This is a genomic window from Frigoribacterium sp. Leaf164 (genome assembly GCF_001423665.1).
In the GTDB taxonomy this organism is placed as follows: domain Bacteria; phylum Actinomycetota; class Actinomycetes; order Actinomycetales; family Microbacteriaceae; genus Frigoribacterium; species Frigoribacterium endophyticum.
The window spans coordinates 328,124-354,738 of record NZ_LMOX01000003.1; the positions used below are offsets into that span (position 1 = coordinate 328,124).

Below are 26,615 nucleotides of genomic sequence, written 5' to 3' on the forward strand. Positions count from 1 at the left end.
ACGGGGGCTCTCGGTGCACCCGGGGGGGAGTGCGGGAGTCGCGGGTCGGGTCAGCCCCGGACGGGCGCCCAGCCGGTGGCCGCCTCGACGATCCGCTCCAGCTGCTCGGGCGCCGTGCTGTTCTCGCCGAGCCGGTTGGGCTTGCCCTCGCCGTGGTAGTCGCTGGAACCGGTGACGATGAGGTCGTGCCGGCGGGCCAGGGCGCGGAGGCGCTCGGCCCCCGCGTCGGTGTTCTCGCGGTGCGCGATCTCGACGCCCATCAGCCCGGCCTCGACGAGCTCGTCGAACGCCCTCTCGGGGATGTTCGTGCCGCGGCCGCGGGTGGCGGGGTGCGCGATGACGGGCACTCCCCCGGCCTCGCGGACGAGGCGCACGCCGAGCAGGGGGCTCGGCGCCTCGTGCGGCTCGTAGTAGCCCGAGCGCCAGTGCAGGATCCCGGCGAAGGCCGCGCTGCGGTCGGGGGCGAACCCCTTCGCCACGAGGGCGTCCGCGATGTGGGGCCGGCCGAGCGTCGCGCCGCTCGTCGACTGGGCGAGCACGTCGCCCCACGAGATGTCGTAGTCGGCGGCGATGCGCTCGACGATGCGCTCGGCCCGGTGGAGGCGGCTGTCGCGGAGCCTCGCCGTCTCGGCCACCAGGGCCGGGTCGGTCGGGTCGAAGAGGTAGGCGAGCATGTGCACGCTGTCGAGGCCCAGGCGGGTGCTGAGCTCCATGCCGGGGACGAGCGTGAGGCCGGTGCCCGCGACGGCCCGGGTCGCCTCCGACCAGCCGGCCGTGGAGTCGTGGTCGGTGAGGGCCACGGTGCCGAGCCCGGCCCGCACGGCGGCCGCCACGAGCTCGGCCGGGGTCTCGGTGCCGTCGGAGACGCTGCTGTGGGTGTGCAGGTCGATCGGGCGGGAGGGCATCCTCCCATCGTAGGCGTCGCCCCCGAGCGTCGCCGTGGAGGGCCCCGTCACCTATGCTCGGCAGGGCCATGATCCGTCGTCTCGTCGCCCTCCTCCTCGTCCTCGCGGTCGCCGCCGCGCTGCTCCTCGTGCTCTGGCCCCAGGTGCTCGACCTGCAGCGCACCTGGCCGACCGCGCAGCTCGTGTCCTTCCGCGGCGCCGCCGCGGTCGTGGCCGCCGGCGCCGCCGTCGTGCTCTTCGTCGTGGCCCTGGTGGCCCGCCCGGTGCGCTCGCTCGCCTCGTCCGTCGCGGTGCTGCTGCTGGTCTTCGGGGCCGTCTCCGCCGGCTTCGTCGGTGCCCGGGGCCTCGGCCGCGACGACTTCGTCGAGGCGCAGCCGACCGACGTCACCGTGCTCGCCTGGAACACCCTGGGCGGGGCCCCGGGCGCCGACCGGATCGCCGCCCTGGCGGTCGAGGAGGGCGCCGAGGTCGTCAGCCTGCCCGAGACCGACGCCGAGACCGCGGCCGCCGTGGCCGCGGCCATGGAGGCGGCGGGCCTGCCCATGAGCGTGCTGACCGTCGCCTACGACGACGTGGCGAGCTCGAAGCCCACGTCGCTGCTCATCTCGACCGCCCTCGGGCAGTACGCGGTCGCCGTCGACGAGGCGGGCGTCGCCGTCGAGACGACTCCCCTGATGCCGTCCGTCGTCGCGACCCCCGTGTCGGGCACCGGCCCGACGATCGTGGCCGCGCACCCGCAGGCACCGACGCGCGACGACGTGCCGGCCTGGCGCGACGGCCTCACCGCCCTCGCCGACGCCTGCCGCACCGGCGACGTCATCATGGCGGGCGACTTCAACGCGACGGTCGACCACATGGCGGGCCTCGGCCGGGCCGGCGGCGCCCTGGGGCGGTGCCGCGACGCCGCGGTCTCGACCGCGAACGGCGGCCTGGGCACCTGGCCCGCCGACGTGGCTCCCCTGCTGGGCACCCCGATCGACCACGTCATGGCCACGCGCCAGTGGTACACCACCGGCTTCAAGGTCGTCACCGACCTCGACGACGCCGGCAGCGACCACCGCCCGGTCGTCGCGCAGCTGAGCTCGACGGGCGCCTGAGGGGCTGACGGCGCCGGGCCCGATCGGGGAGAATGGCGGGCATGGCTGACGACACGGCGCCCCGCGCGACCACCAACCGATCCACCACCCCCGGGTCGGACCTCTTCCGCGACTACATCTCGTCGCAGTGGGCCGAGCACCCCGAGGTCCTCCCCGAGCCCCGCGAGGAGGCGCCGTGGGCCGCCGCCCGCCGGGCCCGGCTCTCCACCCTGCACCGCGGGCAGCGGCTCGTCGTGCCGGCCGGGCAGGCGAAGGTCCGGTCGAACGACTGCGACTACCCCTTCCGCGCCCACTCGGGGTTCTCGCACCTGACCGGCTGGGGCGCCGACACCGTCCCCGGCTCGGTGCTCGTGCTCGAGCCCGCCGGCGACGGCCACGACGCGACCCTGTACTTCCGGGCCAGCGCTGGCCGCGACTCCGACGAGTTCTACGCGAACCCGGAGATCGGCGAGTTCTGGATCGGCCCGCGCCCGACCCTCGCCCAGGTCGGGGCCGACCTCGGCCTCGCCACCCGCGACCTGGCCGACTTCGAAGCCGTCGTCGGGCAGGTCGACGCCGACACGCTGCTCGTGCGCGAGGCCGACCCTGACCTCACCCGCCGCGTCGACGCCGTCCGCGACGAGGCCGACCTCGAGGCCCCCGCCTCCGAGCTGGCCGAGCGCGTCGAGCGCACCGACGACCTCGCCCGCGACCTCAGCGAGCTGCGGCTCGTCAAGGACGAGTGGGAGATCGCCCAGATGCGCCGGGCCGTCGCCGTGACCGGCGCCGGGTTCACCGACGTGATCGCCGACCTCGACGAGATCGTCGCGCACCCGCGCGGCGAGCGCCTGGTCGAGGGCACCTTCAACCGCCGGGCCCGCGCCGACGGCAACACGGTCGGCTACGACACGATCGCCGCCTCCGGCGAGCACGCGTGCGTGCTGCACTGGACGCGCAACGACGGCGTCGTGCGCCCCGGCGACCTCATCCTGATCGACGCCGGCATCGAGCTCGAGAGCCTCTACACGGCCGACATCACCCGCACGCTCCCGGTCAGCGGCCGCTTCACCGACGTGCAGCGCCTGGTCTACGAGGCCGTGCTCGAGGCCGCCGACGCGGCGTTCGCGATCGTCCGCCCCGGCATCCGGTTCCGCGAGATCCACCAGGCCGCGATGCGGGTCATCGCCGAGCGGACGGCGGAGTGGGGCTTCCTGCCCGTCACCGCCGAGGAGGCGCTGCAGCCCGACGCCCAGCACCACCGTCGCTACATGGTGCACGGCACGAGCCACCACCTCGGCATCGACGTGCACGACTGCGCCGCCGCCCGCCGGGAGCTCTACCTCGACGGCGTGCTGGAGCCCGGCATGGTCTTCACGATCGAGCCCGGGCTGTACTTCCAGTCCGACGACCTGACCGTCCCGGCGGAGTTCCGCGGCGTCGGCGTGCGCATCGAGGACGACATCGTGGTCACGGCCGACGGCGCCGAGAACCTCTCGGTCGGCATCCCGCGCACGGTCGCCGAGGTCGAGGCCTGGGTCGCGCGCAGCTGACGACGCCCTGACGCTCCGCCCCGCCCCGCGGGTCGGAGCACGACGGCCCCGGCCCCGAGAGGGACCGGGGCCGTCGTGCGTCGGGGCGCGGCGGAGGCTACTCCTCGCCGTCCCCGTCGCCGTCGTGGGCGGTGCCGGTGCCCGTCGCCGCGCCTCCGGCCGGTCGTCGGCGCGCGGTGACCAGCACGACCGCGACGGCGACGAGCGCCAGCACGACGATGCCCACGGCGATGCCGATGACGACGCCGAGGTTCGCCGGGTCGTCGTCGGCGGCGGCACCGTCGGAGCTGCCCCCGTCGACGGCCGACGCCGACGCGCCGGAGTCGGGCTCGCCGGCCGTCGTGGTCTGCTCCGCGGTCGGGGTGCCGGCCGCCTCGGGAGCGTCGGTCGCTCCGGTCGCCTCCCCCGCGCCTCCCGACGCGTCGCAGACGGGCCGCTCGGCGGCCCCCGGCGCGGCCGTCGACCCGGCGGCCGGCTCGTAGCGGAACGGCACCGTGTCGGAGACCGTGTGGCCGTCCGCCGACACGGCCTGGTAGGTCAGCGTGTAGTCGCCCGCCCCGCCGAGGGCGACCCCGGTCGAGAGGACGGGGCCCGCCGTCGTCGAGCAGCCGTCCTCGTAGTGCAGGCCGGAGGCGTCGGTCACCTCCAGGACGTTCGACGAGCCCGTGCCCGAGAGGTCGAGCACGACGTCGCTGAACGTGATCGACGCCGTGTCGATCGACGTCGTCAGGGTCGACCCGGCGGCGGGGTCGCTGGTCAGGACGTAGTCGTGCGCCTGCGCCGCGGCGGGGGCCAGGGCGAGCGCGGCCACCGCGCCGGCGGCGGCCACGAGCGCACCACGGCGGACGAGCCTCGAGGAGGCGCGGGGCGCGGTCGGCGCGGTGGCCCGGGTCATCGTCCGGTCACCGTGCCCTCGGCCGAGGTGCGCGGACGACGCGTGAGCGCGACCACGCTCAGCACCAGGGCGACCGCCCCGAGGGCGAGCCCTCCGATGCCGAGCGCCAGCGCGACGGTGCCGCTGTCGTCCGAGGACGACGTCGTGGTCACGGCCGCCTCGTCGGACGCCGTGTCGGCGCCCGCGTCGTGCGACGAGCCGTGTGCGTCGGCGGGCGGCGCGTCGTTCACGTACAGGACGGGGGCGGGGTGCTCCGGCTCCTCGCCCGACGCGGGCGTCTCGTCGGCCCAGTCGACGACCGTGCCGTCGGAGTAGTGCTGGTGCGCCGGCAGCAGCACCGAGCCGGTGTCGGGCACCGCGCCCGCCGAGATCACGAAGCGCTCGAACTGGCCGGGCGCGACCTGGACGCCGGGGTCGGCCGTCCAGGTCACCGAGGTGGGCGCCTCGGTGACGGTCGCGTCGCCTACCTCCACCGGCGAGGGCAGCGTCGACGTGGTGACCTCGGTCGTCCAGCCGGGCAGGGGCTCGTACGAGACCGAGGTGAACGGGGTGTCGGTCGGGAGGTCGACCACGAGCTGGACGGTGCCGGCCGTCGCCGACTCGTTCGGCACCTTGAAGGTGAGCGTGGCGTACGAGCCGGCGTCGGCCTGGCCGGGGTCGACGCGGACGTGGGCGGAGGCCGACAGCGGGGCGGCGAGGGCCAGCAGCGCGGCCGCTCCGAGCGCGGCGGCTCCGCGGGCGGCGACGGCGCCGCGGCGCGAGGTGCGGGCGGTGCGGGACGAGGTGCGGGTGGTGGTGCGGTGGGTCACGAGGGTGTCCTGTCTCGGTGCGCGGTGCGCGACCGGGTCGTCGAGGTGCACGAGGGGCCCCGCCGGGAGCGGGGGCGTCGTGCGGCTCCGTCGACGGGCGTCGAGGGAGCGCGGGCTCAGGCGACGACGGGCGGACCGCGGCGGGGACGCGCGGTGAGGAAGACCAGGGGCGCGGGGCGCCGGGTGGCGACCTCCGTGACCGGCACGACCCGCGACTCCGGCACGGAGGCCGTGCCCGCGAGCAGGAGCCTCACGACGGTGAGACGACGCGCGGCGAGGCGCACGAGGCGGTCCGCGCACCGGGCCCCGTGGCGGAGGCCGAGGACGGTGAGGAGGGCGGCGAGGCCGTGCGCGAGCCACATCGTCGACGACGACATCGCCATGACGTGGTCGGCGCCGGCCGACGTCGCGACGCGGGAGGCGCCGTCGACGGCGGCCGTGAGCACGAGCGGGCCGTGGTGGCCCCCGGAGGCCGTCGGCCCCTGGCCCGCCGCCGGGGCGCCGACGGTGAAGAGCAGGTGGAAGGCGAGCTGGCTGAGGGCGACGGCCGGCAGGAGGCGCGTGGTCGACACCCGCCCGCGGGCCAGCGCGACGCAGAGGGGCACGCTGAAGGCCAGCGCGAGCACGACGCCGAGCAGCCCGGGTCGTTCGCCGCCGCCGGCGACGTGCGAGAAGGCGGCGACCACGACGGAGAAGCCGGCGGTGAGCCAGCCGCGGAGGAACCGCGTCCATCGGGTCGTCGTCACGTCGGTCTCTCGCTCGGGGGGGGCGTGCAGAGGCGCGCCGGGGCGGGTGCCCGCGCGGCGCAGGGTCAAGGATACAGAGCCCCGCCGGGAGCGGAGCCGCGGGAGGCCGGAGGAGGATGCCGGCGCCGGGGGCGGGAGGCCGGAGGCCCGGCCCGCCTCAGCGCCCGGCGTCGGGCCGGGAGAGGATCTCGCGGGCGCGGTGGCTGACGCCCGGGTCGACGACGATCTGGTAGCTGCGGGCGAGCACCTGGTGGGTGGAGGTGAAGTCGCGGCGCCGACGGCTCACCGCGAAGCTGGCGAGGCCGTAGAGCATGCCGAAGCCGGCGCCGATCAGGGCGGCGGCCACGACGGTGGTCACGGTCGCCGTCTCGGGCGAGAAGAGCAGCATCACGAGGCCGAAGAACACCCCGAGCCAGAGCCCGGTCACCGCGCCGGCGAGCGCCGCGCGGCCGTAGCTCATGCGACCCGTCACCCGCTCGACGGTCGTGAGCTCGTTGCCGATGATCGCGAGCTGCTTGATCGGGAACTCGGCGTGCGACAGCTTCTCGACGACCGCCTGGGCCTCGGGGTAGCTGTCGTAGGTGCCGAGCACGTCGCCCCGGGGGACGGTCGGCGGACCGGCCGAGCGGCGGGCCAGGGGGCTCTGGTTCGTCATGCCTGGATTACATCACGGGCCCGACCGGCTAGCGGCTAACGTGGACGGGTGAGCGCCACCAGAGTCTTCGTCGCCCGTCTCGCCGGGTGCTCCGTCTTCGACCCCGCCGGCGACAAGGTGGGCAAGGTCCGCGACGTGCTCGTCGTCTACCGCGGCTCGGGCGCGCCCCGCGTCGTCGGCCTGATCGTCGAGGTGCCCGGCAAGCGGCGCGTCTTCGTCAGCATCGGCCGGGTGACGAGCATCGGGTCGGGCCAGATCATCACGAACGGCGTGATCACGCTGCGCCGGTTCGAGCAGCGCGGCGGCGAGACGCGCGTCATCGCCGAGATGCTCGGCCGCAAGGTCACGCTGCTCCGCGACGGCGGCCACGCCACCGTCGAGGACGTCGCGATCGACGAGGTCTCCGAGGGCGACTGGGAGATCGGCCAGCTCTTCCTCCGCAAGCCCAAGGCGACGCCGTCGCCCTTCGGCAAGGGCCCCACCGTCTTCGCCGCGTGGGACGAGGTGTCGGAGGACGCCGAGACCGGCGAGGCCCAGAGCGCCGAGCACCTCATCGCCGCGTACTCCGACCTGCTGCCCGCCGACCTCGCGAACACCCTGCTCGACCTCACGGCCGAGCGGCGCCTCGAAGTGGCCTCCGAGCTCTCCGACGACCGTCTGGCCGACGTACTGGAGGAGCTGCCCGAGAACGAGCAGGTCGAGATCTTCGCGCAGCTCGACGACCAGCGCGCGGCCGGCGTGCTCGACCACATGCAGCCCGACGACGCCGCCGACCTCATGTCGCAGCTCGGCGAGCAGCGCAAGGAGCACCTGCTCGGGCTGATGGAGCCCGACGAGGCCGACGACGTCCGCATGCTGCTGAGCTACGACGCCGACACGGCCGGCGGTCTGATGACCACCGAGCCGGTGATCGTCTCCGCCGACGCGACGGTGGCCGAGGGGCTCGCCCTCATCCGCCGCCACGAGCTCGCCCCCGCGCTCGGCGCGGCGGTCTGCGTCACCCTGCCGCCCTACGAGCCGCCCACCGGCAGGTTCCTCGGCATGGTGCACTTCCAGCGCATGCTCCGCTACCCGCCGAACGAACGGCTCGGCACGCTGCTCGACCAGCAGCTCGAGCCGGTCAGGGTCGACGCGACCGCCCTCGAGGTGACGCGCGTCATGGCGACGTACAACCTCGTCTCCGTGCCCGTCGTCGACGCCGCCCACCGTCTGGTCGGGGTGGTGACCATCGACGACGTCCTCGACCACGTGCTGCCCGACGACTGGCGCAGCCAGGATCCCGACCAGCCCCTGGGCAGGTCGCGCCCCCGCGCCCGACGAGCACCGCTGACCACGACCACGAGGAGGACACCCGGTGGCACGCGATAACCGCAGCACGGTCCGCCTCGACTCCCCCAAGGGCCTCCGCACCCGGGTGCTGCCCGGTCGCCAGCGCGTCAGCCGCGACCGGTTCGGCCGCGCCACCGAGGCGATCGCCCGCGCGATGGGCACGCCGCAGTTCCTGATCGCGCTCACGCTCTTCTGCGTGGCGTGGATGGGCTACAACGTGCTGGCCCCCGAGAGCTGGCGCTTCGACAGCGCCGCGATCGGCTTCACGGCGCTCACCCTCATCCTGTCGCTGCAGGCCTCGTACGCGGCGCCGCTCATCCTGCTCGCGCAGAACCGGCAGGACGACCGCGACCGCGTGCAGTTCGAGCAGGACCGCCAGCGGGCCGAGCGCAACCTCGCCGACACCGAGTACCTCGCCCGCGAGGTGGTCGCGCTCCGCATCGCGATCCGCGACATGGCCAGCAAGGACTTCATCCGCGCCGAGCTGCGCTCGCTGCTCGAGGAGCTCGACCGTCGCGACGCCGACGAGCACGCGGTCGACCGTGCCGGCGACCACGCGGCCGACGCCCGTGGCTGACGCCGCCGGCCTCGTCGAGCGCGTGCACGGCGCGCTCGGCCGGGTGCTCGACCCCGAGATCCGTCGCCCCGTGACGGAGCTCGACATGATCGGCGACGTCGTGGTCGACGAGGGAGGCGCGGCGACGGTCTCCGTGAAGCTCACGATCGTGGGCTGCCCGGCCGCCGACACCATCGAGCGCGACGTCCGCGAGGCGACCGCCTCCGTCGAGGGCGTCACCGCGGTGACGGTCGACGTGACGGTGATGACCGCGACCGAGCGCCACGCCCTCACCGAGAAGCTCCGGGCGGGCCGCGCCGCGAGGGGCATGCAGTTCGGCCCCGAGACCCTCACGCGCGTCTACGCCGTCACGAGCGGCAAGGGCGGCGTCGGCAAGTCGACCCTGACCGCCAACCTCGCCGTCGCCCTCGCCGCGCGCGGCCTGGCGGTCGGCATCGTCGACGCCGACGTCTACGGCTTCAGCATCCCGGGCCTGCTCGGCCTCGTCGACGCGGACGGCGCCTCCGTGAAGCCCACGCGCGTCGACGACATGATCCTGCCTCCCGTGGCCCACGGGGTGAAGGTGATCTCGATCGGCATGTTCGTCGACGACACCTCGACGGCCGTCGCCTGGCGCGGGCCGATGCTGCACCGCACCATCCAGCAGTTCCTCACCGACGTCTTCTTCGGCGACCTCGACGTCCTGCTGCTCGACCTCCCGCCGGGCACCGGCGACGTCGCCATCTCGGTCGGCCAGCTGCTGCCGCACGCCGAGGTGCTCGTCGTGACGACGCCGCAGCCCGCGGCGGCCGACGTCGCCGAGCGCAGCGGCCTCGTGGCCCGGCAGACCGGCCAGCGCCTCCTCGGGGTCGTCGAGAACATGGCGGGCCTGCCCCAGCCCGACGGATCGGTGCTCGAGCTCTTCGGCTCGGGCGGCGGCGCGGAGACGGCCCGGCGCCTGTCGGCCGGTCAGGAGGCCGAGGTGCCGCTGCTCGTCAGCGTGCCCCTCAGCCTCGAGCTGCGGCAGGGCGGCGACGACGGACGGCCGGTGGTGCTGTCGAGCCCCGGTGACCCCGCGGCACGGGCCGTCGACGCCCTGGCGGCTCAGCTGGCCGTGCGCGGCCGGGGGCTCGCGGGCCGCAAGCTCGGCCTCAGCGTCAGCTGACGACGCCCGGACGGCGTGCGCTCACGGAGCCTGGCCGGCGTCAGCTGACCGGGCCCGGACGCACGACAGGGGCGCCCCGCTCGTGCGGGACGCCCCTGCAGGGCGGTGGGTGTCGACGCGCCCCTCGGGGCGGCGCGTCGGCGCCCGGCGCGGGCTAGGACCAGCGCTGGTACGTCTTGGTGGGGATGGCGCGGAAGCCGTCGCGGGCGACCGAGACGACCGACCCGACGATGCCGACGAGGGCGGCGGCGGCGAGGACGATGATTCCGATGAACATGACTACTTCTTTCTCGGCGCGGTTCGTCGCGCGGTTCTGGGGAGGTGCGGGCCGACGACGGCAGGGCCGTCGTCGGGTGCTGACGCAGGCTGGACACCCACGGGCCCGGACCGTTCTTGCGCGGCTCGGGAGCGGGTGGCCCACCTGCGTCGATGCCGGCACTCGGGACCAGGTCGACCGAGTGGGGAGCGCATGGGGTCGCTCCGGACTCTTCTATGATGCGCCCGGAGATGCCTAAGCACAATCACTCTTTGCTACCGGAACAGCGTAGTCTAGCTACATGGACGTCAAGCGCCTCGAACTGCTCCGCGAGCTCGCCGAGCGCGGCAGCATCGCCGCCGTCGCCAAGGCGACCCACCGCACCCCCTCGGCCGTCTCGCAGCAGCTCAAGGTGCTCGAGAAGGAGGCGGGCGTCGCCCTGACCGAGCGGGTGGGCCGCGGCGTCGTGCTGACCGGCTCCGGCCGGGTGCTGGCGCAGACGGCCACCGACGTCGCCGTCGCCCTCGAGCGGGCCCAGGCGGTCTGGACCGACTTCGTCGCGACCCCCCAGGGCGAGGTCACCCTCGCGACCTTCCCCACGGGGGGCCAGATGCTGCTGCCCGGCCTGCTCCGCACCGTCGCCGAGACCCCCGGCCTCGTCGTGGTGGCCACCGACCACGACCCGTCCATCCTCGAGTTCGCCGACCTCGCGGCCGACCACGACGTCGTCGTCGCGCACTCCCCCGACGGGCGCGCCTGGCGCGGCCGCGGCCTCGTGACGGTGCCGCTGCTCACCGAGCCCCTCGACATCGCGCTGCCGGCCGACCACCGGCTCGCGCAGCGCGCCTCCCTCTCGCCCGGCGACCTCGAGGGCGAGGCCTGGATCGGCGTGCCCACCGACTTCCCGTTCGAGTGGGTCTACCGCGAGATCGAGCGCGTCACGGGCAGCCCCGTCCGCGTCACGCAGCGCTTCAGCGACACGAAGGTGACCGAGGCCCTGGTCGGCGCGGGCCTCGGCATCGCCGTCCTGCCCCGGTTCACCGCGAAGGAGGCGCGGGACGACATGGTCCTGCTGCCCCTGGAGAGCATCCGCGCCGTCCGCTACGTCTCGGTGCTGATGCGCCGGGACCGCGCCGAGCGCCCGTCCGTCCGTCGGGTCGTGGACGCCCTGCGCGCGGAGGCGTCACGGGTCGCGGCGCTGCACGGCGGCGTCTAGCGACACCCGGGGCCTAGGTGGCCTCGGAGTCGTACGGCGGCGCCTCGCCGACGGCGAGCGGCACCACCGGGGCCCGGGTGCCGCCGGGCAGGCCCACCGACACCGCCGCCGCGGTCGCGCCGGCCATGGCCGCCGAGACGGGCTTGGTCGAGCTCCCGCCCGCCGGCGGGTCGAGCAGGGCGTCGCGGATGATGCGGCGCGGGTCGTACTGGCGCGGGTCGAGCTTCTGCCACTCGACGTCGTCGAACTCGGGGCCCATCTCGCTGCGCATGCGGTCCTTCGCGCCGTCGGCCATGGTGCGGACCGTGCGGACGAGCTGGGCGAGCTTGGAGGCGTAGTGCGGCAGCCGCTCCGGGCCCAGCAGGAAGACCGCGAGCACCCCGATGACGAGGAGCTTGTCGAAGGTCAGACCGAACATGGACATGCATGCACGATAACGTCATCGCCCCGAGGGCCAGCCCCTAGACTCGTCAGTCGAAGGAGGCGGTGTGTCGCAGATCGAGTCGAGCTGGAAGTTCGCGGAGGAGCTCGTCTCCGAGAGCGACCCCGTCGCCGCCGCACGACAGCACTCCCTCGAGCTCGGGGTCGAGCCCGTCTCCCCCGCCGTCGGCGCGCAGCTCGCCGTCGCCGCCGCGAGCTCGTCGGCGACGAGCATCATCGAGATCGGCACCGGCGTCGGCGTCAGCGGCCTCTGGCTGCTCGAGGGCGCCCCGCGCGCGACCCTGACGTCCATCGACCGCGAGGTCGACCACCAGCAGGCCGCCCGCGACGCCTACCTCTCCGCCGGCGTGCCCGCGGCGCGGTTCCGCCTGATCACGGGGCGGACGGCCGACGTGCTGCCCCGGATGAACGAGAACTCGTACGACATCGTCTTCGTCGACGCCGACCCCGCGGCCGTCATCGAGAACGTCGAGCACGGCCTCCGGCTCGCCCGGCCCGGCGGCCTCGTGCTCGTGGCGCACGCGCTCTGGCACGGCGCCGTGGCGAACCCGGCACGGCGCGACCCCGTGACCACGGGCTTCCGCACGCTGCTCACCGAGGTCTCCACCTCCCCCGCGGTGATCAGCTCGCTGTCGACCGCGGGCGACGGCCTGCTGCAGCTCGTCAAGCGCTGACGCGACCCGCGTCGTCGACCCGGCCCGCGCCTCCCCGGGGTCGGCGGCACCGCCGACGGCTTCACCCTGCGCGTCGCCCGATCGCCGGGAGCCGGGTCAGGGGCGGGAGGGCTGCCGGGCCCGGGCGCACGACGACGCCCCGGTGGTCGGGTGACCACCGGGGCGTCGTACGCGGCGCAGCCCTCAGGCTGCAGGACGTCGCTGACTAGGCGTCCACGACGCTGGCGAGGGCGTCGTGCAGCTCTTTGGCTTCGTCGTCGTTGACCGACACCACGAGACGGCCGCCACCTTCGAGCGGAACCCGCACGATGATGAGACGGCCCTCTTTCACAGCTTCCATAGGGCCGTCGCCGGTCCTCGGCTTCATGGCTGCCATCAGATAGTCCCCTTTCGCAAAGATGCAACTGCCATTATCCGTGTTTTCGCGGCCCAGACCTAAACAGCCCTGCCGGAGGCGCGGATCACGGCGGCGTCCAGTCGTAGCCGTCCACCCACCAGCAGAGGTCGAGCCACACCCACTGGCCCACCACGCAGGCGACCACGAGGGCGATCCGGTACGCCCGGGAGCGCGGCAGGGCGAGGGCGCCCACCAGCGGGAAGAGCGGCATCAGCAGGCGGAACGTGCTCGACTGCGGGAAGAACACCGCCAGCAGGTAGAGCGCGTAGGCCACCGACCAGAGGCGCAGGTCGACCCCCAGCCGTCGGCCGGCCGGGCTCAGCAGCAGCACGGCGAGGGCGACCACGGAGATCACCAGCACGGCCACCCCCGCACCACCCGGCAGCCACCAGTTCGCGCCCTCGATCCACGGGGCGAACGGCACCAGCGGGCCGTAGCCGACGTAGGGCGCGCGCCAGGCCAGCTCGGTCTCGGCGTAGGCGTTCGGCACGCCGGTGACGAGCCCGGCGACGACCGGCCAGGCCACACCGAGCAGCGCCGTGACGACGGCCGTGACCGAGGCCTCGACCGCCTCCCGGCGGGGGAACGGCTCGCGTCGACGCACCCACCAGCGGTGCACGACGTGCAGGCCCACCGCGAAGGCCAGGGCGAGGGCACCCGGCCGGGTGAACGACAGGACGGCGACGACCGGGAGCATCGCGAGGTAGCGCCGCTCGACGAGCAGCAGCAGCGACGCACAGAGCAGCAGGAGGAAGAGCGGCTCGGCGTACGCGACCTGGAGCAGCGGCGACAGCGGCGCGACGCAGAAGAGCACGACGCCGAAGAGCGCGGTGCCCTCGGGCAGGACGTGGCGCAGCAGCCGGTCCAGCAGGAGGGCGGTGCCGGCCGCGGCGAGCACCGAGACCACGACGGCCGTCGGCGCGAAGCCCGCGCCGGTCAGCTCCGTGAGCCCCCGCACGAGCAGCGGGTAGACGGGCATGAACGCCCACGCGCTCTCGCCCACGTGGCCGTCGGCCGTGACGGGCACCGTCGACGGGTAGCCGACGGCCGAGATGATGTAGTACCAGTGGCCGTCCCAGATGGAGGCGAAGCTCGCGTAGTCGGGGCTCGCCAGCGTCCACGCGTTGGCGCCCTGGCGGGCCGCGAACGAGAGCAGCAGCGCCGTGCTGACGACGCGGGAGAGCGCGAAGACCACCAGGACCTTCGCCCACCAGGGCAGCAGCCGCCAGCGCACGAGCACCTGCCGGGGCGTCGTGGGGAGGCGACCGCGGGGCGCGCGACGGGCCGCGGCGGCCACCGCGGCCGAGCCGTGGGCCCGGCCCCAGGTCGTCAGGCCGTCAGCCACGCCCGCAGTCCGCGCTCGTTGTCGAGGATCTGCTGGACGGGCACGCGCTCGTCGTCGTGGTGGGCGAGGAGGGGGTCGCCCGGGCCGTAGTTCACGGCGGGGACGCCGAGGGCCGAGAACCGCGCGACGTCCGTCCAGCCGAACTTCGGCGTCGCCTCGCCGCCGACCGCGGCGAGGAACTGCTGGGCGAGGGGCGCGTCGAGGCCGGGGCGCGCGCCCGGGGCGAGGTCGACGATCGTCACGTCGAACCCGGCGAAGAGCTCGGTGACGTGGGCGACGGCCTCGTCGGTGCTGCGGCTCGGCGCGAAGCGGTAGTTGACGTGCACCATGCACTCGTCGGGGATGACGTTGCCGGCCACCCCGCCGGTGATGCCGACGGCGTTGAGGCCCTCGCGGTAGACGAGCCCGTCGACCTCGACCTCACGCGGCTCGTAGGCCGCGAGCAGGTCGAGGACGGGAGCGGCGGCGTGGATGGCGTTCGAGCCGACCCACGACCGGGCGCTGTGCGACCGCCGCCCGAAGGTACGGACCTCCGCCCGGAGGTTGCCGTTGCAGCCGCCCTCGACCTTGCTCGCGGTCGGCTCGCCGAGCACGGCGAAGTCGGCCTCGAGCAGCTCGGGGCGCCGTCGGGCCAGCCGGCCGAGGCCGTTCAGGGCGTCCGAGACCTCTTCGTGGTCGTACCAGACCCAGGTCACGTCGACCGAGGGCTCGGTGAGCTCGACGGCGAGCCGGAGGTGCACGGCGCTGCCGGCCTTCATGTCGACGGTGCCGCGGCCCCAGAGGTGCTCGACGCCGTCGTCGTCGGTCTCGTAGCGCGTGGGCAGGTTGTCGTTGAGGGGCACGGTGTCGATGTGGCCGGCGATCACGACCCGGTGCTCGCGCCCCAGGGTCGTCCTGGCGACGATCGCGTCGCCGTCGCGGGTCAGCTCGAGGTGGTCGAGCCCCTCGAGCGTCGCCCAGATGGCGTCGACGACGGCCTTCTCGTCGCCCGAGACGGACTCGATGTCGCAGAGCTGACGGGTGACGTCCACGGGCGAGACGCTGAGGTCGATCTTCGGCATGACGCCGAGTGTACGGGGCCCGCCCTGCGGCTCGTCCTACGATCGGTGCATGACCAACGACGCCTCCGCGCCCACGCACGCCCACGGCTACGGGCTGGCCACCGTCTCGTCCGACGGCACCACCCTCGACACGTGGTTCCCCGCACCCTCGCTCGGGCGCCTCCCCGCCGACCGCGACCCCGAGATCGTGCCCGCCGAGATCTCGGCCGCCGCCGGGCCGGACGCCCGCCGGGCCGTCGACCTCGTGCCGGCGACCGTCGAGATCGACCTGAGCGCGCCTCCCGCGTCCACCCCCGACGCGTACCTCCGCCTCCACCTGCTCAGCCACCTGCTCGTCGAGCCGAACACCATCTCGCTCGAGGGGCTCTTCGCGCACCTGCCCATCGTCGTCTGGACGAACGCGGGCCCCGTGCACCCCGACGACTTCTCGCGCCTGCGGGCGACGCTGCAGCGGGCCGGCATCGTCACGACGGGCATCGACAAGTTCCCGCGCATGCTCGACTACGTGATGCCCGACCGCGTGCGCATCGCCGACGCCTCGCGCGTGCGCCTCGGCGCGCACCTCGCCCCGGGCACGACCGTCATGCACGAGGGCTTCGTCAACTTCAACGCGGGCACGCTCGGGGCCTCGATGGTCGAGGGCCGCATCTCGCAGGGCGTCGTCGTCGGCGACGGGTCCGACATCGGAGGCGGCGCCTCCATCATGGGGACGCTCTCGGGCGGCGGCACCCAGCGCGTCACCATCGGCCAGCGCGCGCTGCTCGGCGCGAACGCCGGCATCGGCATCGCCATCGGCGACGACACCGTCGTCGAGGCGGGCCTCTACGTCACGGCCGGCACGAAGGTGGTCGTCGTCGGCGGCACGCCGACGTCGGACGGCCGCCCGCAGACGGTCAAGGCCGTCGAGCTCTCGGGCCGCCCCGGGCTGCTCTTCCGCCGCAACTCGGTCACGGGCGCGGTCGAGGTGCTGGCGCGCAAGGGCCACGGCGTGACCCTCAACTCGCAGCTGCACGCGTAGCACCGGCCGGCGCCCCGGCACCGGGGCGTCGCCGGGCGACGCGACGACGGCCGGTCACCTCCAGAGGTGGCCGGCCGTCGTCGTGCGGGCGGGAGGGAGGCGCGGGCTAGCGGGCAGGCCAGTCGCGCTGGGTCTCGCCCAGGTACAGCTGCTGCGGGCGACCGATCTTCGTCGTCGGGTCGCCGTTCATCTCGCGCCAGTGCGCGATCCAGCCGGGCAGGCGACCGATGGCGAAGAGCACCGTGAACATGCGGGGCGGGAAGCCCATGGCCTTGTAGATGACCCCGGTGTAGAAGTCGACGTTCGGGTAGAGCTTCCGCTCGACGAAGTAGTCGTCGGCGAGGGCGATCGCCTCGAGCTCCATCGCGATGTCGAGCAGGTCGTCCTTCACGCCGAGGGCCTCGAGCACCTCGGTGGCGCTCTCCTTCACGAGCTTGGCGCGCGGGTCGTAGTTCTTGTAGACCCGGTGGCCGAAGCCCATCAGCTTGACGCCCTCCTCCTTGTTCTTCACGCGCTCGACGAAGCGCTCGACGCCCTGGCCGCTCGCCTTGATCTCGGCGAGCATCGTCAGCACGGCCTCGTTGGCGCCGCCGTGCAGCGGCCCGTAGAGGGCGCTGATGCCGGCCGAGATCGACGAGAACATGTTCGCCTGCGTCGAGCCGACGAGGCGGACGGTCGACGTCGACGCGTTCTGCTCGTGGTCCTCGTGGAGGATGAGGAGGCGCTCGAGGGCCTTCGAGAGGACGGGGTTGACCTGGTACGGCTCGGCCATCGTGCCGAAGTTGAGCTTGAGGAAGTTGTCGACGAAGCTCAGCGAGTTGTCGGGGTAGAGGAACGCCTGGCCCAGGCTCTTCTTGTGCGCGTAGGCCGCGATGACCGGCAGCTTCGCGAGCAGCCGGACGGTCTGCAGCTCGATCTGCACCGGGTCGGTCACGCTCATCGAGCCCTCGTAGAAGGTGCCGAGGGCGCCCACGGCGCTCGAGAGCACCGACATCGGGTGCGCGTTGTGCGGCAGGGCGTCGAAGAAGCGCCGCAGGTCTTCGTGCAGCAGCGTGTGGCGGCGGATGCGGGCGTCGAAGTCGGCCAGCTCGTCGGGGGTGGGCAGCTCGCCGTAGATCAGCAGCCAGGCCGTCTCGAGGTAGGTCGAGTGCTCCGCGACCTGCTCGATCGGATAGCCCCGGTAGCGCAGGATGCCCTGGTCACCGTCGATGTAGGTGATCTTCGAGCGGGCGTTGCTGGTGTTCACGAAGCCCGTGTCGAGCGTCGTGTAGCCGGTCTGCTTGGTGAACGTCGAGATGTCGATCGACGAGGCACCCTCGGTGCTCGGCACGATCGGGAACTCGGCTGTTCCCCCCGGGAACTGCAGCGTGGCCTTCTGGGCGTCGTTGGCAGTAGTCACCCTGTCACCCTAGCGGTCGGGCCGTCGGGCGTCAGGTCGTCGGCGTCAGCTGTCGGGCGTCGGCCGTCGGGCGTCAGGCGGTGAGGCGCTCGACCGCGGCGTCGATGCGCTCGTCGGTCGTCGTCAGGGCCACGCGCACGTGCCGTCCGCCGTCGACGCCGTAGAACGTGCCCGGCGCGACGAGCACGCCCCGCTCGGCCAGCCAGGCGACGCTGGCCTCCGCCGGCTCGTCGCGGGTGGCCCAGAGGTAGAGGCCCGCCTCGCTGCGGTCGATGCGGAAGCCGGCCGCCCGGAGCGCGGGGGCGAGCCGGTCGCGGCGGGAGCGGTAGAGCTCCTTCTGTGCCGCGACGTGGGCCTCGTCGCCGAGCGCTGTGCGCATGGCCTCCTGCACGGGGGCCGGCGGCATCAGCCCGGCGTGCTTGCGCACGGAGAGCAGCTGCTGCACGACGGCGGCGTCGCCGGCCACGAACCCCGCGCGGTACCCCGCGAGGTTCGACTGCTTGCTGAGGCTGTAGACGCTGAGCACGCCCTCGCGGCTCTCGCCGACGACGCGGGGGTCGAGGATGCTCGGCGTGGGGCGGTCCGCCCACTCGCCCTCCCAGCCCAGCTCGGCGTAGCACTCGTCGCCGGCGATCACGGCGCCGAGCTCACGGGCGCGCTCGACCGCGGCGCGGAGCTGCTCGACGGCGAGCACGGCGCCGTCGGGGTTGCCGGGGCTGTTCAGCCAGACGAGCCGCGTCGACCGGGGCCACTCGGCCGGGTCGTCGGAGGCGAGCACGTCGGCGCCGACGAGCGCGGCGCCGAGGGCGTAGGTCGGGTAGGCGGCCCGCGGGTGCACGATCGTGTCGCCGCGGCCGAGGCCCAGCCACAGGGCGAGGCCCGCGATGAGCTCCTTCGAGCCGATGGTCGGCAGCACCTCGGCGTCGGTGAGGCCTGGCACGCCGCGGCGACGCCCGTACCACTCCGCGATGGCGGCGCGGAGGGCGGGGGTGCCGGCCACCTGCGGGTACGCGTGCGCGTCGGTGGCGGCGACCAGCGCCTCCCTCACGACCTCGGGGGTCGGGTCGACCGGCGAGCCGACGGAGAGGTCGACGATGCCGCCCTCGTGGGCCCGCGCCGTCGCGGCGTGCGCGGCGAGGGAGTCCCAGGGGAAGTCGGGCAGGTCGAGCGCCACGGCCGGGCGCCTACTCGGCGGAGCCCTGGGGCGGCAGCACGGCGATCACGGGGTGGTCCTTCGCGATGACGCCGACCTTGGCCGCGCCGCCGGGCGAGCCGATCTCGTCGAAGAACTCGACGTTGGCCTTGTAGTAGTCGGCCCACTTGTCGGGCAGGTCGTCTTCGTAGTAGATGGCCTCGACGGGGCACACCGGCTCGCAGGCACCGCAGTCGACGCACTCGTCGGGGTGGATGTAGAGCGAGCGTTCGCCCTCGTAGATGCAGTCGACGGGGCATTCGTCGATGCAGGCACGGTCCTTGACATCGACACAGGGGAGGGCGATCACGTACGTCACGTCTGGGGGGTTCCCTTCGCGTCGGGCAGAGGTTCCATCCTATCCCCGAGCGGGCTGGACGCCGGAGGCGCGGGCGGCGTCGGCGCGCCCGTCGCGTCGCGGGGCGGCAGGGTCGGCCACGCGATCACGACCATGGCGATCAGCAGGGGCCCGAACGACCAGACCAGGCCGGCGAGGTTGGCCGGCACGAGCGCGGAGCCGCCGGCCCCGGGCTGGGAGAAGACGCCCGCCGTCAGCAGCAGCCCGAGCGCGGTCATCGTCGTGACCAGGCGGGAGCGGAAGACGAGGCGGAAGCCCACGAGCAGGGCGGCGGCCATCACGAGCGACAGGACGAGGCCGACGGGCGCATCGACCCCCGCGACCGAGGTCGTGCCCTGGTGGGCGACCGTGCCGATCGCCCCGAAGACCACGCCCGCCGCGAGGGCCAGGGCCAGCGTGCCGAGGCGGCCGCCGAGGGTCATCTCGGCGAGCTCGGAGGTGGTGGCGGCCGCGTCGACCGTGCGCACCGGCTCGGGCACGGCCCGGAACGACTCGGTGTCGGGCAGCGGGTCGACGGCGCCGTGCGGGTACCGCACGCCCGCCCGGCCGCCCGGCAGGTCGACGACCTCGAGCTGCGTGCGGTAGCGGCGGAGCGCGGCCACGCGGCGCGGCGTCGTCGCCCGCACGTCGACCGTCGTCACCGTCGCGTCGGCCGCGAGCGCCTCGGCCTCGGCGCCCGTGGCCTGGTCGGCCCCGGCGACGACGGCGAAGAAGGGCACCTCGGCGAGGCGCGCGACGCGGACGGCCGCGCGGTTGGCGCGCACGTGGTCGGGGTGGTGGTAGCCGCCGTCCTCGTCGTAGCTGACGATCGCGGTGGGCCGCACGCTGTCGACGACGGCCTGCAGGTCGGAGACGATCTCGCCGAACTCGGCGGCGCAGAACGCCTGCGGGTGCAGGTCGGGCGTCGGCCCCGCGACGCCGTCGGAGCGCCACACCATGCCGCTGTCGCGGTACGCCCGCGACGGCAGGCCCGCGGTGCGGGCGGCGGGGTCGCCGAGGAACCGGTGGTCGCGCACGCCCAGCTCGCGGAGGGCCTCCGCGATCTCGCCCTCGCGGTGCACGGCCAGCCCCGCCTCGTCGCCGCGGAGCCGGGCGAGGTCGTCGGGCAGGACCTCGCCGAGCTCGCCGCGCGTGCAGGTCACGACCGTCACCTGGGCGCCGGAGTCGAGCAGGGAGGCGATGGTGCCGCCGGTCGTGATCGTCTCGTCGTCGGGGTGGGCGTGCACGAGCAGCACGTGCTCGCGGGCCGCGGGGCCGCTCGCGGGCGCGGCCGAGGAGGAGGCGCCGGGAGCCGGGCGGGGGTCGGCCGGGGCCGTGCCGGGAGGAGTCATCACTGGACAGGATATGCCGAGCGACACTAGGGTCGGTTCGCGCTGAGGCTCACCTTAGTTAGGCAAGCCTCACCATACCGGTTCGTCCGGTCGGACCCGCATCGACGCGACGGCCCCCGTCGCCCCGACGGACCGGCCCGCCGTCCCCCACCCGAAAGCCGTACCTGTGCTCGCGAACTACCTCATCGGACTCCGTGAGGGCCTCGAGGCCGCCCTCGTCGTCGGCATCCTCGTCGCCTACCTCGTCAAGGTCGACCGTCGTGACGTCCTCCCCCGGCTCTGGGCCGGGGTCGCCGCCGCCGTCGTCCTCTCGCTCGGGTTCGGCGCCCTCCTCACCTTCGGCGCCTACGGGCTGACCTTCCAGGCCCAGGAGATCATCGGAGGCGGCCTGTCGGTCGTCGCCGTGGCCTTCGTCACCTGGATGGTGTTCTGGATGGCGCGCACCGCCCGCAGCATGCGCGGCGAGCTGGAGTCCGGCCTCGACCGCGCGCTCGCCGGCGGCGCGTGGGCCGTCGTCGTGCTCGGCGTCGTCTCGGTCGGCCGGGAGGGGCTCGAGACGGCCCTGTTCGTCTGGGCGACCGTCCAGTCGACCGGCGGCGGCGACGCCCCGGTGCTCGGCGCCCTCCTCGGCATCCTCACCGCCGTCGCGATCGAGGTGCTGATCTTCCGCGGGGTCGTCCGCGTCGACCTCCGACGCTTCTTCGCCGTCACCGGCTACCTGCTCGTCGTCGTGGCGGCCGGGGTGCTCGCCTACGGCGTCGGCGACCTCCAGGAGGCCGGCGTGCTGCCCGGCCGCACGGCCCTCGCCTTCGACGTCAGCGCCGCCGTGCCCCCGACCAGCTGGTGGGGCACGCTGCTGCAGGGCCTCGTGAACTTCACCGCGACTCCCAGCTGGCTGCAGGTGGGCGCCTGGCTCGCCTACCTCGCCGTGGTGCTGCCGCTCTTCACCGCCGCCACCCGCGGGCCCCGCCGGGCGCCCCGTGCCTCCGGCACCGCCGACGCCGTCGACCCCGACGCCGCGGCCACCGACCCCTCGACCACCGCCCCCACCACCGCAGGAGCCCCCCGATGACCGCTCGCCCCCTCGCCCTCGGAGCCGGAGCGCTGCTCACCGCCCTCGCCCTCACCGGCTGCGTCGCCAACTCCCCCGGCGGGTCGGCCACGGCCGGCGCCACGACCGTCTCCGTCCAGGGCGACGGCGACCGCTGCGAGGTCTCGGCGACCTCGGTGCCGAGCGGCCCCGTGACCTTCACCATGACCAACGCGGGCAGCGACGAGACCGAGTTCGAGCTGCTCGGCGACGACGGCCTCCGCATCGTCAGCGAGAAGGAGAACATCGGGCCGGGCACGACGGCCTCGATCACCGTCGCCGTGCAGCCCGGCGACTACTACACCGCCTGCATCCCCGGCCTCGTCGGCGAGGGCGTCCGCGCGCCGTTCACCGTCACCGACTCCGGCACGGCCGTGACACCGGTCGGCACGGAGAAGGAGCAGGTCGATGCGGCCGCCGCCGCGTACGTCGCCTACGTCGACGACCAGGTCGGCCAGCTCGTGCCGGCGACCCAGGCCTTCCTCGACGCGTACCGCGCCGGCGACGACGCGACGGCCCGGTCGCTCTACCCCTCCGCGCGCGCCCACTACGAGCGCATCGAGCCCGTGGCCGAGTCGTTCGGCGACCTCGACCCGAAGATCGACTTCCGCGAGGCGGACGTCGAGCCGGGCACCGAGTGGACGGGCTGGCACCGCATCGAGAAGGACCTCTGGCAGCCGACGGCCGACGACAACGGCGGCGAGGCGTACGTGCCCCTGACGCCCGAGGAGCGAGGACGCTTCGCCGACCTGCTCACCGCCGACACGGCGGACCTGCAGGCCGCCGTCACCGCCCCGGACTTCACCGTCGGCATCGACACGATCAGCAACGGCGCCGTCGGCCTCATGGACGAGGTGGCGACCGGCAAGATCACCGGCGAGGAGGAGATCTGGTCGCACACCGACCTCTACGACTTCCAGGCGAACCTCGAGGGGGCCCGCGTCGCCTACGAGGGCGTCCGCGACATCGTCGCCGAGAAGGACCCTGAGCTCACCGACCGGATCGACGGCAAGCTCGCCGCGCTCGAGGAGCTGCTCGCCTCGTACGGCAGCCTCGACGCCGGCTTCCCGAGCTACACGGAGCTCACCACGGCCGACACCAAGTCGCTCAGCGACGCCGTCAACGCGCTCAGCGAGCCCCTCAGCGAGCTCACCGCCGCGCTGGTGAGCTGACGGGCGGCCGGGCGTGACGGACGACGAGCGGCACGACGAGCAGCACGAGGGCACGGCACCGGGCTCGGGCGAGGCACGCGCCCCCCGCGGCGGCATCTCCCGACGGGGCCTGCTCGGCCTGCTGGGCACGGGCGTGGGCGCGGGGGTGCTCGGCGCCGGGGTCGGGGTCGGGGCCGACCGCGCCGTCCAGGCCCACGCGACGGGCGCCTCCGGCGCGTCCGCCCGCTACCCCTTCGCCGGCCGTCACCAGTCGGGCATCGTCACCGCCGCCCAGGACCGCCTGCACTTCGCCTCGTTCGACATGGCCGGGGGCACGACGCGTGACGACCTCGTGTCGCTGCTCCGCGACTGGAGCGCGGCGGCGGCCCGCCTGACCCAGGGCCTCGACGTGAGCGAGGCCGGCTCCGTCGGCGGGTCGCCGCTCGCTCCCCCGGACGACACCGGGGAGGCGCTGGGCCTGCCCGCGGCCGGGCTCACCGTGACCATCGGGTTCGGCCCGACCCTCTTCACCGACGCGACCGGCGCCGACCGCTACGGCATCGCCTCCCGACGGCCCGCCGCCCTCGTCGACCTGCCGCACTTCTCGGGCGACCAGCTCGTCGAGGCCCTGACCGGCGGCGACCTCTGCGTGCAGGCGTGCAGCGACGACCCGCAGGTCGCGGTGCACGCCATCCGCAACCTCTCGCGCATCGCCTTCGGCCGGGCCTCCCTCCGGTGGTCGCAGCTCGGCTTCGGCCGCACCTCGTCGACGACCCGCGGCCAGAGCACGCCCCGCAACCTGTTCGGCTTCAAGGACGGCACGGCCAACCTCAAGGCCGAGGACACCGCGGCGGTCGAGGAGGGCGTCTGGGCCGCGGGCTCGGACGGCAGCGCGTGGATGGACGGCGGCTCGTACCTCGTCGCCCGCAAGATCCGCATGACGATCGAGACGTGGGACCACGCGTCGCTCGCCGAGCAGCAGACCGTGGTCGGCCGCGACAAGCGCGACGGAGCGCCGCTCTCCGGCGGCGACGAGTTCACCGCGCCCGACTTCTCGGCCGCGGCGACGGACGGCTCGGGGCCCGCCATCGCGCGGGACTCGCACGTCGCCCTCGCCCACCCCGACCAGAACGGCGGAGCGACCCTGCTGCGCCGCGGCTACAACTTCGTCGACGGCAACGACCAGCTCGGGCGGCTCGACGCCGGGCTGTTCTTCCTGTGCTTCCAGCGCGACCCGCGGCGGCAGTTCGTGCCGATCCAGACCGCCCTGGCCAGGAACGACCGGATGAACGAGTACCTCAAGCACGTCGGCTCGGCGATCTTCGCCGTGCCGCCGGGCGCGTCGGAGGGCGGCTGGGTCGGCGAGACCCTGCTCGACTGAGCGGCGCGGTCGCCCGGGGCGCCTAGACGGGCGTGACGACGTAGGTCGCGAGCACCGCGCCGTCGGAGGCCTGCGTCGTGATCGTGAGCACGACGCGGTACGTGGGGCCGGTGAACGTGCCGAGCGCGGTGTCGGCGTCGACGTTCACCCCCGCGGCGGAGTACCCGGCCGCCTCGAGCGCCGCCTGGGCCGTCGCGAAGTCGTCGAGGCTCGCCACGGCGAGCTGCGCGACCCAGCCCGAGCCGTCGGGCCCCGCGCCTCCCCCGCGCACCGTGCCGTCGAGCAGCGGCACCTCGGCGGGGAACGACTCGGGCAGCGTGCCGTCGGTCGAGACGCTCGCGCCGCCGAGGGCCTCGCTGACGGCGTCGCCGACGGCACCCTCGACCGTGCCGCGCACGCTCTCGACGCCCTGGTCGACGGCGCTGCCCACGACGTTGTCGAGCGAGCTGCAGGCGGTGAGCCCGCCGACGAGCCCGGCAGCGAGCAACAGGCCGGTGGCGGAGCGGACGAGGCGGGTGCGGGCGGGGCGGGCCGGTGTCGAGGTCACGCGACGACCGTAGCGGCCGCGACTGGGCGACGTCGTAGAACGTGCGGCGGGTGCACCCACCGGGCCCCCGGACGACGGGAGGCGCCCCACCGGCCGGTGGGGCGCCTCCTGACGGCGTTCGGTGCGGAGCGCTACGCGTTCTGCTTCTTGAGGCGAGCGGTGCTGCGCTGGCGGGCGCTGGCGTCGAGCTCGACCTTGCGGATGCGGATCGCGTCGGGGGTGACCTCGACGCACTCGTCGTCACCGGCGAACTCGAGGGCCTCCTCGAGCGAGAGCACCTTGGAGGGCGTCATCGACTCGAAGTTGTCGGCCGTCGACTGACGCATGTTGGTCAGCTTCTTCTCCTTGGTGATGTTGACGTCCATGTCGTCGGCGCGCGAGTTCTCGCCCACGACCATGCCCTCGTAGACCTCTTCGGTCGGCTGCACGAAGAACGACATGCGCTCCTGCAGGTTGATGATCGCGAAGGGGGTGACGACGCCGGAGCGGTCGGCGATGATCGAGCCGTTGGTGCGGGTCGAGATCTCGCCGGCCCAGGGGCCGTAGCCGTGGCTGATGCCGTTGGCGATGCCGGTGCCGCGCGTGTCGGTGAGGAACTGCGTGCGGAAGCCGATCAGGCCGCGCGAGGGGACGATGAACTCCATGCGTACCCAGCCCGAGCCGTGGTTCGCCATGTTCTCCATGCGGCCCTTGCGGGCGGCCATCAGCTGCGTGACGGCGCCGAGGTACTCGTCGGGCACGTCGATGGTCATGTGCTCGAAGGGCTCCTGCAGCTTGCCGTTCTCGTCACGACGGGTGACGACCTGCGGCTTGCCGACGGTGAGCTCGAAGCCCTCGCGGCGCATCTGCTCGACGAGGATGGCCAGCGCGAGCTCGCCGCGGCCCTGGACCTCCCACGCGTCGGGGCGTCCGATGTCGACGACCTTGAGCGAGACGTTGCCGACCAGCTCGCGGTCGAGGCGGTCCTTGACCATGCGGGCGGTCAGCTTGTGGCCCTTGACCTTGCCGATGATCGGCGAGGTGTTCGTGCCGATGGTCATCGAGATGGCCGGGTCGTCGACCGTGATGGTCGGCAGCGGGCGGACGTCTTCAGGGTCGGAGAGGGTCTCGCCGATGGTGATCGTGTCGAAGCCGGCGACGGCGACGATGTCGCCGGGGCCCGCGCTCTCGGCCGGGTAGCGGCTGAGGGCCTTCGTCACCAGGAGCTCGGTGATGCGCGCGTTCTGCACGGTGCCGTCGGACTTGACCCAGGCGACGGTCTGGCCCTTCTGCAGGGTGCCGTGGAAGACGCGGAGGAGCGCGAGGCGGCCGAGGAACGGCGAGGCGTCGAGGTTGGTGACGTGCGCCTGCAGCGGGTGCTCGTCGTCGTAGCGCGGCGCCGGCACGTGGGTGAGGATCGCGTCGAAGAGGGGCTCGAGGTCGTCGTTGTCGGGCAGCGAGCCGTCGGCGGGCTTGTTCGTCGACGCGGCGCCGTTGCGGCCCGAGGCGTAGACGACGGGCACGTTGAGGATGGCGTCGAGGTCGAGGTCCTCCACCTCTTCGCTCAGGTCGCTGGCGAGGCCGAGGAGGAGGTCCTGGCTCTCGGCCACGACCTCGTCGATGCGCGCGTCGGGGCGGTCGGTCTTGTTGACCAGCAGGATGACGGGCAGCTTGGCCGCGAGGGCCTTGCGGAGCACGAAGCGCGTCTGGGGCAGCGGGCCCTCGGACGCGTCGACGAGCAGCACGACGCCGTCGACCATCGAGAGGCCGCGCTCGACCTCGCCGCCGAAGTCGGCGTGGCCGGGGGTGTCGATGACGTTGATCGTGATCGGGCCGTCGGTCGCGTGGGCACCGTTGTAGAGCACCGAGGTGTTCTTCGCGAGGATCGTGATGCCCTTCTCGCGCTCGAGCTCGTTGCCGTCCATCATGCGGTCTTCGGTGTCGAAGTGCGCGTCGAACGAGTTGGTCTGCTTGAGCATGGCGTCGACGAGGGTCGTCTTGCCGTGGTCGACGTGGGCCACGATCGCCACGTTGCGCAGGTCGCTGCGGATGGCAGTCGCCATGGATGTATTCCTTACGAAAGAGTGAGGGGG

At 74.0% G+C, this 26,615-nt stretch carries 27 protein-coding genes; 11 read left to right on the forward strand and 16 right to left on the reverse strand.

Features of this window, described 5'->3' with window-relative positions; translation table 11 throughout:
- Window positions 1–50: 50 nt before the first annotated feature.
- Window positions 51–905, reverse strand: coding sequence for a PHP domain-containing protein (locus tag ASF82_RS09585; protein WP_056058858.1), 855 nt, complete (start codon window positions 903–905; stop codon window positions 51–53).
- A 68-nt stretch (window positions 906–973) separates the two neighbouring features.
- On the opposite strand from ASF82_RS09585, the gene ASF82_RS09590 reads away from it, so the two are divergent.
- A complete protein-coding gene (locus tag ASF82_RS09590) occupies window positions 974–2,002 on the forward strand; it encodes an endonuclease/exonuclease/phosphatase family protein (RefSeq protein WP_235491249.1) in 1,029 nt (342 codons plus the stop codon).
- Window positions 2,003–2,043: 41 nt separating this feature from the next.
- Entirely contained in the window at window positions 2,044–3,531 is a 1,488-nt protein-coding gene (locus tag ASF82_RS09595; protein ID WP_056058861.1) for an aminopeptidase P family protein, read from the forward strand.
- Between the two features lie 97 nt (window positions 3,532–3,628).
- Here the strand turns inward: ASF82_RS09595 and ASF82_RS09600 are convergent, their stop codons facing one another.
- From ASF82_RS09600 to ASF82_RS09615, 4 genes are all read right to left on the reverse strand, one after another.
- Window positions 3,629–4,426, reverse strand: a complete 798-nt coding sequence (locus ASF82_RS09600; protein WP_056056546.1) for a copper resistance CopC family protein — start codon at window positions 4,424–4,426, stop codon at window positions 3,629–3,631.
- On the reverse strand, window positions 4,423–5,235 hold the full coding sequence (locus ASF82_RS16130; RefSeq protein ID WP_369814273.1) for a YcnI family protein: 813 nt from the start codon (window positions 5,233–5,235) through the stop codon (window positions 4,423–4,425). Before ASF82_RS16130 ends, ASF82_RS09600 begins: the two co-directional genes overlap by 4 nt.
- Before the next feature lie 116 nt (window positions 5,236–5,351).
- Window positions 5,352–5,981, reverse strand: a complete 630-nt coding sequence (locus tag ASF82_RS16135) for a hypothetical protein (RefSeq protein ID WP_056056547.1) — start codon at window positions 5,979–5,981, stop codon at window positions 5,352–5,354.
- A 157-nt stretch (window positions 5,982–6,138) separates the two neighbouring features.
- Window positions 6,139–6,636: a general stress protein gene (locus ASF82_RS09615; RefSeq protein WP_056056548.1), complete on the reverse strand. Its 498-nt coding sequence runs from the start codon at window positions 6,634–6,636 to the stop codon at window positions 6,139–6,141.
- Between the two features lie 48 nt (window positions 6,637–6,684).
- Between ASF82_RS09615 and ASF82_RS09620 the strand changes: the two genes are divergently transcribed.
- Genes ASF82_RS09620 through ASF82_RS09630 form a run of 3 tightly spaced genes read left to right on the forward strand, consistent with a single transcriptional unit; the run spans window position 6,685 to window position 9,686 of the window.
- A complete protein-coding gene (locus ASF82_RS09620; RefSeq protein ID WP_056056549.1) occupies window positions 6,685–8,004 on the forward strand; it encodes a magnesium transporter MgtE N-terminal domain-containing protein in 1,320 nt (439 codons plus the stop codon).
- Entirely contained in the window at window positions 7,991–8,542 is a 552-nt protein-coding gene (locus ASF82_RS09625) for a DUF1003 domain-containing protein (RefSeq protein WP_056056550.1), read from the forward strand. Before ASF82_RS09620 ends, ASF82_RS09625 begins: the two co-directional genes overlap by 14 nt.
- Complete coding sequence (locus ASF82_RS09630; protein WP_056058867.1) at window positions 8,535–9,686, forward strand: Mrp/NBP35 family ATP-binding protein; 1,152 nt, start codon at window positions 8,535–8,537, stop codon at window positions 9,684–9,686. Before ASF82_RS09625 ends, ASF82_RS09630 begins: the two co-directional genes overlap by 8 nt.
- A gap of 154 nt (window positions 9,687–9,840) precedes the next feature.
- Here ASF82_RS09630 and ASF82_RS16300 read toward each other — a convergent pair whose 3' ends face one another.
- Window positions 9,841–9,963: a hypothetical protein gene (locus ASF82_RS16300; RefSeq protein WP_255354162.1), complete on the reverse strand. Its 123-nt coding sequence runs from the start codon at window positions 9,961–9,963 to the stop codon at window positions 9,841–9,843.
- A gap of 280 nt (window positions 9,964–10,243) precedes the next feature.
- Here ASF82_RS16300 and ASF82_RS09635 point away from each other — a divergent pair, with 280 nt between their 5' ends.
- A complete protein-coding gene (locus tag ASF82_RS09635) occupies window positions 10,244–11,158 on the forward strand; it encodes a LysR family transcriptional regulator (RefSeq protein WP_056056551.1) in 915 nt (304 codons plus the stop codon).
- Between the two features lie 13 nt (window positions 11,159–11,171).
- On the opposite strand, the gene ASF82_RS09640 is transcribed toward ASF82_RS09635, so the two are convergent.
- Complete coding sequence (locus ASF82_RS09640) at window positions 11,172–11,576, reverse strand: hypothetical protein (RefSeq protein ID WP_056056552.1); 405 nt, start codon at window positions 11,574–11,576, stop codon at window positions 11,172–11,174.
- 70 nt (window positions 11,577–11,646) lie between these two features.
- Between ASF82_RS09640 and ASF82_RS09645 the strand changes: the two genes are divergently transcribed.
- Window positions 11,647–12,273, forward strand: coding sequence for an O-methyltransferase (locus ASF82_RS09645; protein ID WP_056056553.1), 627 nt, complete (start codon window positions 11,647–11,649; stop codon window positions 12,271–12,273).
- 205 nt (window positions 12,274–12,478) lie between these two features.
- Here ASF82_RS09645 and ASF82_RS15265 read toward each other — a convergent pair whose 3' ends face one another.
- From ASF82_RS15265 to dapE, 3 genes are all read right to left on the reverse strand, one after another.
- Window positions 12,479–12,649, reverse strand: coding sequence for a DUF3117 domain-containing protein (locus tag ASF82_RS15265; protein WP_082514530.1), 171 nt, complete (start codon window positions 12,647–12,649; stop codon window positions 12,479–12,481).
- A gap of 85 nt (window positions 12,650–12,734) precedes the next feature.
- The gene (locus ASF82_RS09650) at window positions 12,735–14,015 is read right to left on the reverse strand and encodes a hypothetical protein (RefSeq protein ID WP_235491250.1); all 1,281 of its coding nucleotides are present in this window, start codon (window positions 14,013–14,015) and stop codon (window positions 12,735–12,737) included.
- A complete protein-coding gene (gene dapE / locus ASF82_RS09655) occupies window positions 14,000–15,076 on the reverse strand; it encodes a succinyl-diaminopimelate desuccinylase (RefSeq protein ID WP_056056554.1) in 1,077 nt (358 codons plus the stop codon). Before dapE ends, ASF82_RS09650 begins: the two co-directional genes overlap by 16 nt.
- 49 nt (window positions 15,077–15,125) lie before the next feature.
- Between dapE and dapD the strand changes: the two genes are divergently transcribed.
- Complete coding sequence (gene dapD, locus ASF82_RS09660; RefSeq protein WP_056056556.1) at window positions 15,126–16,094, forward strand: 2,3,4,5-tetrahydropyridine-2,6-dicarboxylate N-succinyltransferase; 969 nt, start codon at window positions 15,126–15,128, stop codon at window positions 16,092–16,094.
- Between the two features lie 106 nt (window positions 16,095–16,200).
- On the opposite strand, the gene ASF82_RS09665 is transcribed toward dapD, so the two are convergent.
- The 4 genes from ASF82_RS09665 to ASF82_RS09680 all read right to left on the reverse strand — a co-directional run bounded on the left by ASF82_RS09665 (window position 16,201) and on the right by ASF82_RS09680 (window position 20,374).
- Window positions 16,201–17,493 (reverse strand): citrate synthase, encoded by a 1,293-nt coding sequence (locus ASF82_RS09665; protein ID WP_082514531.1) that lies wholly within the window; start codon window positions 17,491–17,493, stop codon window positions 16,201–16,203.
- Window positions 17,494–17,566: 73 nt separating this feature from the next.
- Window positions 17,567–18,667, reverse strand: coding sequence for a succinyldiaminopimelate transaminase (gene dapC, locus ASF82_RS09670; RefSeq protein ID WP_056056558.1), 1,101 nt, complete (start codon window positions 18,665–18,667; stop codon window positions 17,567–17,569).
- A 10-nt stretch (window positions 18,668–18,677) separates the two neighbouring features.
- Window positions 18,678–19,004, reverse strand: coding sequence for a ferredoxin (gene fdxA, locus ASF82_RS09675; RefSeq protein ID WP_056056561.1), 327 nt, complete (start codon window positions 19,002–19,004; stop codon window positions 18,678–18,680).
- A complete protein-coding gene (locus ASF82_RS09680; protein ID WP_056056563.1) occupies window positions 19,001–20,374 on the reverse strand; it encodes a PIG-L family deacetylase in 1,374 nt (457 codons plus the stop codon). Before ASF82_RS09680 ends, fdxA begins: the two co-directional genes overlap by 4 nt.
- 166 nt (window positions 20,375–20,540) lie before the next feature.
- Between ASF82_RS09680 and efeU the strand changes: the two genes are divergently transcribed.
- The 3 genes from efeU to efeB are packed head-to-tail and all read left to right on the forward strand — an operon-like array spanning window position 20,541 to window position 23,996.
- Window positions 20,541–21,446 (forward strand): iron uptake transporter permease EfeU, encoded by a 906-nt coding sequence (gene efeU / locus ASF82_RS09685; RefSeq protein WP_056056566.1) that lies wholly within the window; start codon window positions 20,541–20,543, stop codon window positions 21,444–21,446.
- Window positions 21,443–22,636, forward strand: coding sequence for an iron uptake system protein EfeO (gene efeO, locus ASF82_RS09690; protein ID WP_056056568.1), 1,194 nt, complete (start codon window positions 21,443–21,445; stop codon window positions 22,634–22,636). The genes efeU and efeO overlap by 4 nt, the downstream gene beginning before the upstream one ends.
- 13 nt (window positions 22,637–22,649) lie before the next feature.
- A complete protein-coding gene (gene efeB, locus ASF82_RS09695; RefSeq protein WP_082514532.1) occupies window positions 22,650–23,996 on the forward strand; it encodes an iron uptake transporter deferrochelatase/peroxidase subunit in 1,347 nt (448 codons plus the stop codon).
- A gap of 22 nt (window positions 23,997–24,018) precedes the next feature.
- On the opposite strand, the gene ASF82_RS09700 is transcribed toward efeB, so the two are convergent.
- Together ASF82_RS09700 and typA are read right to left on the reverse strand one after the other, a co-directional pair.
- Window positions 24,019–24,543, reverse strand: a complete 525-nt coding sequence (locus ASF82_RS09700) for a hypothetical protein (RefSeq protein ID WP_056056570.1) — start codon at window positions 24,541–24,543, stop codon at window positions 24,019–24,021.
- Between the two features lie 131 nt (window positions 24,544–24,674).
- Complete coding sequence (gene typA / locus ASF82_RS09705) at window positions 24,675–26,585, reverse strand: translational GTPase TypA (protein ID WP_056056572.1); 1,911 nt, start codon at window positions 26,583–26,585, stop codon at window positions 24,675–24,677.
- Between the last annotated feature and the right edge of the window lie 30 nt (window positions 26,586–26,615).

Coding starts and splice junctions, on each gene's coding strand:
- ASF82_RS16300 (WP_255354162.1), bottom strand. CDS start 9,963: ATGTTCATCGGAATCATCGTCCTCGCCGCCGCCGCCCTCGTCGGCATC.
- typA (WP_056056572.1), bottom strand. CDS start 26,585: ATGGCGACTGCCATCCGCAGCGACCTGCGCAACGTGGCGATCGTGGCC.
- ASF82_RS15265 (WP_082514530.1), bottom strand. CDS start 12,649: ATGGCAGCCATGAAGCCGAGGACCGGCGACGGCCCTATGGAAGCTGTG.
- ASF82_RS09585 (WP_056058858.1), bottom strand. CDS start 905: ATGCCCTCCCGCCCGATCGACCTGCACACCCACAGCAGCGTCTCCGAC.
- ASF82_RS09615 (WP_056056548.1), bottom strand. CDS start 6,636: ATGACGAACCAGAGCCCCCTGGCCCGCCGCTCGGCCGGTCCGCCGACC.
- ASF82_RS09600 (WP_056056546.1), bottom strand. CDS start 4,426: ATGACCCGGGCCACCGCGCCGACCGCGCCCCGCGCCTCCTCGAGGCTC.
- dapD (WP_056056556.1), top strand. CDS start 15,126: ATGACCAACGACGCCTCCGCGCCCACGCACGCCCACGGCTACGGGCTG.
- efeO (WP_056056568.1), top strand. CDS start 21,443: ATGACCGCTCGCCCCCTCGCCCTCGGAGCCGGAGCGCTGCTCACCGCC.
- ASF82_RS09635 (WP_056056551.1), top strand. CDS start 10,244: ATGGACGTCAAGCGCCTCGAACTGCTCCGCGAGCTCGCCGAGCGCGGC.
- ASF82_RS09680 (WP_056056563.1), bottom strand. CDS start 20,374: ATGACTCCTCCCGGCACGGCCCCGGCCGACCCCCGCCCGGCTCCCGGC.
- dapE (WP_056056554.1), bottom strand. CDS start 15,076: ATGCCGAAGATCGACCTCAGCGTCTCGCCCGTGGACGTCACCCGTCAG.
- ASF82_RS09590 (WP_235491249.1), top strand. CDS start 974: ATGATCCGTCGTCTCGTCGCCCTCCTCCTCGTCCTCGCGGTCGCCGCC.
- ASF82_RS09595 (WP_056058861.1), top strand. CDS start 2,044: ATGGCTGACGACACGGCGCCCCGCGCGACCACCAACCGATCCACCACC.
- ASF82_RS09640 (WP_056056552.1), bottom strand. CDS start 11,576: ATGTTCGGTCTGACCTTCGACAAGCTCCTCGTCATCGGGGTGCTCGCG.